6 protein-coding genes, 2 pseudogenes and 1 CRISPR repeat array are annotated in these 8002 nt (G+C 44.9%); of the genes and pseudogenes, 5 read left to right on the plus strand and 3 right to left on the minus strand.

Going from position 1 to position 8002, the window contains the following annotated elements:
- Nucleotides 1-65: 65 nt before the first annotated feature.
- The 3 genes and pseudogenes from IQ211_RS01880 to IQ211_RS01890 all read left to right on the plus strand — a co-directional run.
- Nucleotides 66-794 (plus strand): annotated as a pseudogene (locus IQ211_RS01880) (hemagglutinin repeat-containing protein); the annotation flags it as partial.
- Between the two features lie 437 nt (nt 795-1231).
- Nucleotides 1232-2425 carry a VENN motif pre-toxin domain-containing protein gene (locus IQ211_RS01885; protein ID WP_455570254.1) on the plus strand — a complete coding sequence of 398 codons (1194 nt, stop codon included), beginning with the start codon at nt 1232-1234 and terminating at the stop codon, nt 2423-2425.
- The gene (locus IQ211_RS01890; protein WP_189758933.1) at nt 2425-2628 is read left to right on the plus strand and encodes a hypothetical protein; all 204 of its coding nucleotides are present in this window, start codon (nt 2425-2427) and stop codon (nt 2626-2628) included. The genes IQ211_RS01885 and IQ211_RS01890 overlap by 1 nt, the downstream gene beginning before the upstream one ends.
- A 2-nt stretch (nt 2629-2630) precedes the next feature.
- On the opposite strand, the gene IQ211_RS01895 is transcribed toward IQ211_RS01890, so the two are convergent.
- Complete coding sequence (locus IQ211_RS01895) at nt 2631-2786, minus strand: hypothetical protein (protein WP_189758934.1); 156 nt, start codon at nt 2784-2786, stop codon at nt 2631-2633.
- Between the two features lie 90 nt (nt 2787-2876).
- On the opposite strand from IQ211_RS01895, the pseudogene IQ211_RS01900 reads away from it, so the two are divergent.
- Nucleotides 2877-3020: pseudogene (locus tag IQ211_RS01900) on the plus strand (IS110 family transposase); the annotation flags it as partial.
- A gap of 56 nt (nt 3021-3076) precedes the next feature.
- Nucleotides 3077-4203: a CRISPR direct-repeat array (repeat unit 29 nt; unit sequence CGGTTTATCCCCGTACTCACGGGGAACAC).
- A 215-nt stretch (nt 4204-4418) separates the two neighbouring features.
- Here IQ211_RS01900 and dsbB read toward each other — a convergent pair.
- Both dsbB and nhaB read right to left on the minus strand, forming a co-directional pair.
- Nucleotides 4419-4937, minus strand: a complete 519-nt coding sequence (gene dsbB, locus IQ211_RS01905) for a disulfide bond formation protein DsbB (protein WP_189758935.1) — start codon at nt 4935-4937, stop codon at nt 4419-4421.
- A 174-nt stretch (nt 4938-5111) separates the two neighbouring features.
- Nucleotides 5112-6656, minus strand: a complete 1545-nt coding sequence (gene nhaB / locus IQ211_RS01910) for a sodium/proton antiporter NhaB (protein WP_189758936.1) — start codon at nt 6654-6656, stop codon at nt 5112-5114.
- A 276-nt stretch (nt 6657-6932) separates the two neighbouring features.
- Between nhaB and fadR the strand changes: the two genes are divergently transcribed.
- Nucleotides 6933-7655: a fatty acid metabolism transcriptional regulator FadR gene (gene fadR / locus IQ211_RS01915; protein ID WP_189758937.1), complete on the plus strand. Its 723-nt coding sequence runs from the start codon at nt 6933-6935 to the stop codon at nt 7653-7655.
- Nucleotides 7656-8002 lie beyond the last annotated feature (347 nt).

Genomic DNA, 8002 nt, shown 5'->3' on the forward strand with positions numbered 1-8002 from the left:
GATTTAGCTAAACGGGTTCTCAGGACAAGGAAGGGGTTCATTCAACGATTGTTCGGCTAACGAAAGGGGCACAGGTCAGCGGGGAGAGTGTGACAGCCGATGTGGGCCGCAACTTACATCTCGCCAGCGAACAGGATAAGGACAACTACGACAGCAGGCAGGAAAATGCCAGCGCCGGGGCGAGCTTCACCTATGGTTCCATGAGCGGTTCGGCCAGTGTCAATGCCAGCCGTGACAAGCTGCACAGCACGTTTGATTCGGTAAACGAGCAAACGGGCATCTTTGCCGGCAAGGGCGGCTTTGATATCAGGGTGGGGGAACACACCCAGCTTGACGGCGCCGTGATTGCCAGCACAGCAGAGAAAGATAAAAACCGGCTGGACACCGGCACACTTGGATTTAGTGATATCCAGAACAAGGCGGAGTACAAAACCGAACACCAGAGTGTCGGTTTCAGTACCTGCGGTGCGGTGGGCAGCCAGCTGGGCACCAATATGGCCTCGAACCTGCTGGCCGGCACGAATAAGAGTGGCAACCAGTCGTCGACCACGCATGCGGCGGTCAGTGACGGCACGATTGTGGTGCGGGATGCGGATAAGCAGAAACAGGATGTTTCCGACTTAAGCCGGGATACCGATAACGCCGCCAATGGCCTGAGTCCGATTTTGATAAGGAAAAAGAGCAGCAACGCCTGGCTCAGGCGCAGGCTATCGCTGAAATCGGTACCCAGATGATGGATATCTACAATACGCATGAAGCGATTAAGGCGACGAAAGCCGCGACGGAAAAACTGAAAGGCCCGCAAACACAGTTGGATCTGAAGAAGGATGCCGAAAAACAACTGAAGGCTGAAGGTCAGGCCATCGATGTGAAATCGGTGGCTGATCGGGCGTATAAGATAGCCTATGACGGTGCCATCAGAGAGCAGGGCGCCGATATCGGCAGCAGCCAGCGTCAGGCGGTGACGGCGGTTATTGGGGCGTTGCAGGGGCTGGCGGGCGGTGATATTCAATCGGCCATTGCCAGCGGCGCAGCGCCGTATCTGACCAATGGCGTGAAGGCACTGACTTATAATGGTAAAGACCACTATGATGAGTTGACGCCGGCAGAAAAAGCCACCAACCTGATGGCACATGCGATCTTAGGCGGGGTTATCGCCGAAATGAAAGGGGGTTCTGCCACTGCTGGGGCAACCGGTGCGGTGAGCGGAGAACTGGCCGCTTCTGCTATTATGAGTGCATTGTACCCAGATAAGACGTCGGGCGAGCTATCACCCGCAGAGAAAGAGACCATCAGCAACCTGTCCACACTGGCAGGCGGGATTGCCGCAGGGCTGGCCACTAACTCTACGGCAGGTGGAGTGACCGGGGCGCAGGGTGCGAGAAACGCGGTCGAGAATAACTTCCTGAGTTTTGATGAAGCGCGTGCCTTTGATAAAGAAATGACGGCTTGTAAAGCCGCAGGCAGCGATTGTCAGCCAGTCATTGACAAATATGCTGCAATACACAAGGAAAACTCCGAAAGATATCAGAAGGCTTGCCAAGAAAACTCATTGGTATGTGCAGCGGGTGAAGACAAGCTGAAAATAGATGGCGGTATCTCGGCAGCATCAAGACCTAAATGGTTGTATGGTTCGCTAGCATCAAGACCTAAATGGTTGTATGGTTCGCTGGATAATGAAGAGGTCAAAAATGCGGTGCTTTATGTCAATAGTCAGGATGTGGAATACGGTAACAAGCATACGGACAATTGGGACAGGGCAGGTGCTTTCATTGCTGAACCCGAAAATGTAAGCGGTTTGGTAGCAGGAGGACGTTCTTTATTTAATTCAAATGCATCAACAGGAGCTAAAGTAGTAGGTACTGGGCTGAGTATGGGGGCGAATGCGGCTGTTCAAGTAGGTAATGGAAATATCGGTGATAAATTTGATTATACGAGCTTATTCTTGGCTGGCTTCACTGGTTGGACAGGGACAGGTCGGTCACTGCATTCGAATGTGCAATTAAATGTCGGTAGTGCGTATTTTGGTAGCCAAGTGACGGGACAAAACTCAGAGGCGGCAATGGTTGGAGCTGCGTTTGGTACAACACTAGGATACGGGGTTGGTTCTGCAATCACAAGCAAGTTAGAAGCGAATGCAATTAAAAATTACTTTGGTATGCCAGCAAGCAAAAATGCGTTGAAATATGCAGAACAACCTGTGTATTCCAATTTTATATCCGGGGAAGTTAATTTGAGTCCGCTTCCTGGGATATTGGGTGGCTTTGCTGGTTCTTTTGAATTAGAAATGGGCGGTTCAGCTATGAGTAGTTATATCATGAATAATAAAAAGACAGATGACATAAAAATAAATGATGAAAAAATGAATGAGAAATTTATTAACCAAAATAGTAAGAAAGATTTAAACGTTAAGGAGTCTAATTAATGAAAGCATCATTATCGTCATTATTTTTTATGGTATTTATATGTGGGGTGTCATTTTCATTTATAGCAATATCGGGAGAATGGCTTTTAACTGATAAAAGTATTCATCAACTCAACTGGCTACATAATATTAAACTCGGTAGCCTAGTTGGTGGAGGAGGTGGTGCAATAATTTGGTTGGCATATCGTTTTAGATGGCTTTGACTTCAAAGATCCCAGCCCAAGCGCTGGGTCTTCCCTTTAGCCGTCAATTGTTCCCAGCGAGCCAGATAAGCGCCATTTTCCCACGGCGTGTTCCCCGTGAGTACGGGGATTGTAGTGATGTGATGGACGTCCCCTTTTTCAGCGGCAAACAGTGTCATCTTTCTTTCCGATGCACTGAATTGCGGGAGAACATCTCATGAATACGATCCTGTGCCACTTCTCACTATTGGGGTAGAACCCTTCAGGCGATGGTGGGATTTGTCATCAGGCTTGTGCCGACCCAGCATGTCAAGGCTTTCAGTCATCATCAAAAAAATGATGCCAAGGATGCACTGGCTATCTGCGAAATGGCCTGCCGACCTGACATCCATTTTGTTCCAGTCAAGACGGTAGAACAACAAGATATTAAGGCACTGCGCAATGCCCAGCAACTCATCGTAGAACAACGTACCGTATCCCCGTACTCACGGGGAACACAAAGCCAAGACACAGCCTAATCGCGAGAAAAACGGTTTATCCCCGTACTCACGGGGAACACTTCAGTATCACCAATTGCTGATAATATTTTTTCGGTTTATCCCCGTACTCACGGGGAACACCTGCTAAAGTAAATAACAAAGGTCAGAATATCCGGTTTATCCCTGTACTCACGGGGAACACAGAAGTTTGCCCTCTGTCACCAACTGCGCACCCGGTTTATCCCCGTACTCACGGGGAACACTTACTCCTGTGCATCTGTAATAACGTTAAGTGCGGTTTATCCCCGTACTCACGGGGAACACCTAGGTAAAAGTGATTTCCTTTTTTTTAAACGCGGTTTATCCCCGTACTCACGGGGAACACGCCAAAAACAGAAGCTATGGCAGCGGTTATGACGGTTTATCCCCGTACTCACGGGGAACACATGGAATCACGCGTAGAAAAACTTGAATCAGACGGTTTATCCCCGTACTCACGGGGAACACAAAATATTCCAGCGCGGTCAGAATTAGATAACCGGTTTATCCCCGTACTCACGGGGAACACTCATATGATAAGGAGACTATATGAATATTATTCGGTTTATCCCCGTACTCACGGGGAACACTGCGAACTGGTCAGCATTGCCAGACGCGATGGCGGTTTATCCCCGTACTCACGGGGAACACAAGGTGCAGGCGCTGTCCAGTAACCCTAAGAACGGTTTATCCCCGTACTCACGGGGAACACTTTCAGCTATAAAGTGGATGAGATGTGGATGGCGGTTTATCCCCGTACTCACGGGGAACACGTTCAAACATGGACAAAAGACGAATCTAATTTCGGTTTATCCCCGTACTCACGGGGAACACAAATCATCGGATAACGATGGTTTGCCTAATATCGGTTTATCCCCGTACTCACGGGGAACACGGATTCGGTTGCATTGAGCGAAAGTAATTGTCCGGTTTATCCCCGTACTCACGGGGAACACTTTTGATTGCTTCAACTACATTAAATAAATTTCGGTTTATCCCCGTACTCACGGGGAACACTTATTGAATTGTTAAATTTGGAAGGAATTAGGCGGTTTATCCCCGTACTCACGGGGAACACCCTAATTTTATCTAACTGTTTTATAAAATATTTTTCCGACTTAAAAAGTCTACCATTTTTTCAGCCTATAAATCAGTAAAATTCATCTTTCCATTTTTTCTGATTTATAATCTGCAAAGCAGATCGCGTTTTTATTATTGTGATAGAGAATTGAATATAGGGAAGGTAGGTTAAAAGGAGCCTTTAGAGACTCCTTTTGGGGCAATTTTTTACTCTTAAGATCTATCCTGATTTCGAAAAAACTGGCTCACTAACACCAATATACTCACCAGCAGGTAAGCGGCAAAAATACCAATCAGCCATTGCGGCATATCCAGTGTTAAAAATTCCCACTGTTTTATTGAACAATCCCCAAGCGCTTGAAAAAATGAGGGTAACCAGTCATTCAATGGTAACCAAGATGGAAATTGGACAAAAAAGTCACAAGTATTAAACGGAGAAGGGTATAACTGTATCATGGTGTGATGCCATGCCAGTTGTAATCCTTGCCATGCGCTATAAATCCACAGCAGGATCGCTAACCAGCGCAAAGGCGTTTTTGGTGCGATTGCACCGAGCAGCGCAGCGCCTAAAATACCAAACAACGCAACACGTTCATAAATGCACATCACGCAAGGCTGTAACTGCATCACATGTTGAAAATAGAGTGCTGTCGCTTCCAGGATAAGAGCGGTCAACGCCATCAATAACCATGCGCCTCGCCCTTGGGAACTTTGACTTAAAAATCGAAACATTTTCTTTTCTTCCCATCTTTTCAAGATAACTAACTGGCTTATTGTGCCGTTTCATCAGCCATAAAAAAATAGAATTAAAATTAACTGAGCTATTTTTTTCAGGAAAGTGATTATCAAAAAAACCGGATGGTGTGCAAAAACACACCATCCGGCAGGATATAGCTGAGTCCTCAATTATAGTGGCGTGATCAAACCAAGTTTGATGAGATATTCAGTGGCAGGCACTAACCAGAATTCAACACACAACAGTCCCACTAGTGTCATCACAATGGTATAAGGCAAGGCCATCATGACCATGCGACCATAAGAAAGACGGATCAATGGAGATAAGGCAGAAGTTAGCAGGAACAGAAAAGCGGCTTGTCCATTAGGGGTTGCCACGGATGGTAAGTTAGTTCCTGTGTTGATAGCAACAGCCAAATACTCGTATTGTTGCTGTGAAATCAGACCACTCTTTAGGGCGATAAGCGCTTCATTAATGTAAACCGTACCGACGAAAACGTTATCAGAAACCGTGGAGAGCAATCCGTTGAACAAGTAGAATAAGGAAAGCTGTGAAGCGGGTGAAGACTGTAAGACAAATTGAATAAATGGCGCAAACAGTTGTTGGTCAACAATGACGGCAACCACAGAGAAAAACACGGTTAACAGGGCAGTAAACGGTAAAGCTTCCTCAAATGCTTTACCTAACGCATGTTCTTCGGTAATACCACAGAATGCGGTCGCTAAGATAATGACTGATAAGCCAATCAAACCCACTTCAGCCAAATGAAAAGCCAGTGCTACAATCAGCCAGATGCCGATCAATGCCTGAACAGCAAGCTGGGTTTTTTCTTGGCGGGTACGTTTTTCACTGGCTTTTTGGTCGTAATCTTCCAGAACAGAGCGAACACGCTCAGGTAATTCAGCACCGTAACCGAACAGTTTAAAATGTTCAACTAGCAAACAGACCAGCAAGCCACAAATAAACACAGGAATGGTGATTGGCGACATGCGAATAAAAAATGTGACAAAATCCCAATCAACATGTTTAGCAATAATCAGGTTTTGGGGTTCACCAACCATAGTCATCACACCACCCAGTGCAGTACCAACCCCCGCATGCATCATCAGACTGCGCAGAAATGCCCGGAACTGTTCCAGCGTCTGTCTTTTATCCTCACTGTCAATGTACTTATCATCACTCAGTTCAGAACTGCCGTTATGGGATAGAAAGCGGTGATAGATGGCATAAAACCCGATTGAAACACTGATGACAACGGCAATGACAGTCAGAGCATCAAGGAAAGCGGACAAGAAAGCACTCGCCAGGCAGAATGCCAATGCCAGCATTTTCTTGGAACGGATATTTAGTAGTAGCTTTGTGAAAACAAACAGCAATAACTGTTTCATGAAGTAAATGCCCGCAACCATGAAAATCAGCAATAAAATGACCTCCAGATTGTTGGCAATTTCATGACCTATTTGTTTTGGTGAAGTCATTCCAATGATGACTGCTTCAATAGCGAGTAATCCTCCAGGTTGCAGAGGATAACATTTTAATGCCATTGCCAATGTGAAGATAAACTCAACAACGAGCATCCAGCCAGCAACAAAAGGGCTGATAAAGAAATAGACCAGTGGATTGATAATTAAAAAGACAATAATAGCGAGTTTATACCAATCTGGCGAATTGCCGAGAAAGTTCTTCACCACGGCACGTCGGATACTGATTTCCATTATTATTAATATTCCTCTTTGTGGATATGTAGAAAAAATCTCAGTAGCGATAAATCAAACGACCACTATAGAAACATATCGGAGCGGTATAGTACGCTCAATGCGATAGCAATTTAAGAGCATTAGCGCATAATTAATCTACCAATAATCGCATTTTTTATGAGCCCTTTCACTCTTTCGCGGTTTATTTACCAGGTAACTATGTCGAGCAAGCACATTCTGGTATCATCAACCGCTATTATTAGCCAAGAAAACTGCTTTGGAATAATTAAAATTATGGTAATTAAGGCTCAAAGTCCTGCGAGTTTCGCGGAAGAGTATATCATTGAAAGTATTTGGAATAATCGTTTTCCACCCGGCTCCATACTGCCAGCAGAACGTGAATTATCTGAATTGATCGGTGTCACCCGCACGACCTTGCGTGAAGTGTTGCAGCGCCTGGCCCGTGATGGTTGGTTGACTATTCAGCATGGCAAACCAACCAAGGTTAATAATTTTTGGGAAACATCCGGCCTTAATATTCTGGAAACTTTGGCGCGTCTTGATCATGATCGTGTTCCCCAGTTGATTGATAACTTATTGGCAGTGCGAACCAATATCGCTGCCATCTTTATCCGCACTGCATTTAGGAACAATCCTGAAAAATCATTGGAAATTTTGGCAGAAAAAGAAAACGTGGAAGATACCGCTGAAGCTTTCAGCTCTGTGGACTATGATATTTTCCGTGGTCTGGCTTTTGCGTCAGGAAACCCAATTTATGGTTTGATTATTAATGGGCTGAAAGGGTTGTATACCCGTGTTGGTCGTTATTATTTCTCCAGTCCTGAAGCACGTAATTTAGCGTTGAATTTCTACCAGCAGTTAAGCTCATTATGTCGGGAAAAAGCCTATGATAAGATTATGGGCTGTGTGCGTAATTATGGTAAAGAGAGTGGCATTATCTGGCATAGTATGCAGGGTATTATGATCAATGAATTGACGGAAAGATCAACGCATTAACAGGAACACGTCTTAGTTGGTTAAACTCTTCGTTTTTTGTTTGCCTCGCTGTTGGTTACATTTATTTACCCCAGTTATGTAGTAATATCATGGTCATATAATATGCAATTATATGATGCGTAATTATCTATACCAATCGCCTTTCAAAATGCGTCTTATATCTCCCCGCTACGCGGGGAGATATAAAGAATCACATTGATTTGCAAGCTGCAACTTAAAGTTGGATTGGTATATGTTTCTGGGGTATCTCTCTAATCATCACTTAACACATGTGTGCCATTTTAAAACACTCCCAACTGTGTAATGCAATTTTTTAAATTATTATTCTACTTAATTAACCGTGATGT

It is taken from the genome of Xenorhabdus griffiniae, assembly GCF_015163655.1.
In the GTDB taxonomy this organism is placed as follows: domain Bacteria; phylum Pseudomonadota; class Gammaproteobacteria; order Enterobacterales; family Enterobacteriaceae; genus Xenorhabdus; species Xenorhabdus griffiniae.

Excerpts from the sequence above, each read along its gene's own strand:
- IQ211_RS01885 (WP_455570254.1), top strand. The coding sequence starts at position 1,232 with ATGAGTGCATTGTACCCAGATAAGACGTCGGGCGAGCTATCACCCGCA.
- IQ211_RS01890 (WP_189758933.1), top strand. The coding sequence starts at position 2,425 with ATGAAAGCATCATTATCGTCATTATTTTTTATGGTATTTATATGTGGG.
- IQ211_RS01895 (WP_189758934.1), bottom strand. The coding sequence starts at position 2,786 with ATGACACTGTTTGCCGCTGAAAAAGGGGACGTCCATCACATCACTACA.
- dsbB (WP_189758935.1), bottom strand. The coding sequence starts at position 4,937 with ATGTTTCGATTTTTAAGTCAAAGTTCCCAAGGGCGAGGCGCATGGTTA.
- nhaB (WP_189758936.1), bottom strand. The coding sequence starts at position 6,656 with ATGGAAATCAGTATCCGACGTGCCGTGGTGAAGAACTTTCTCGGCAAT.
- fadR (WP_189758937.1), top strand. The coding sequence starts at position 6,933 with ATGGTAATTAAGGCTCAAAGTCCTGCGAGTTTCGCGGAAGAGTATATC.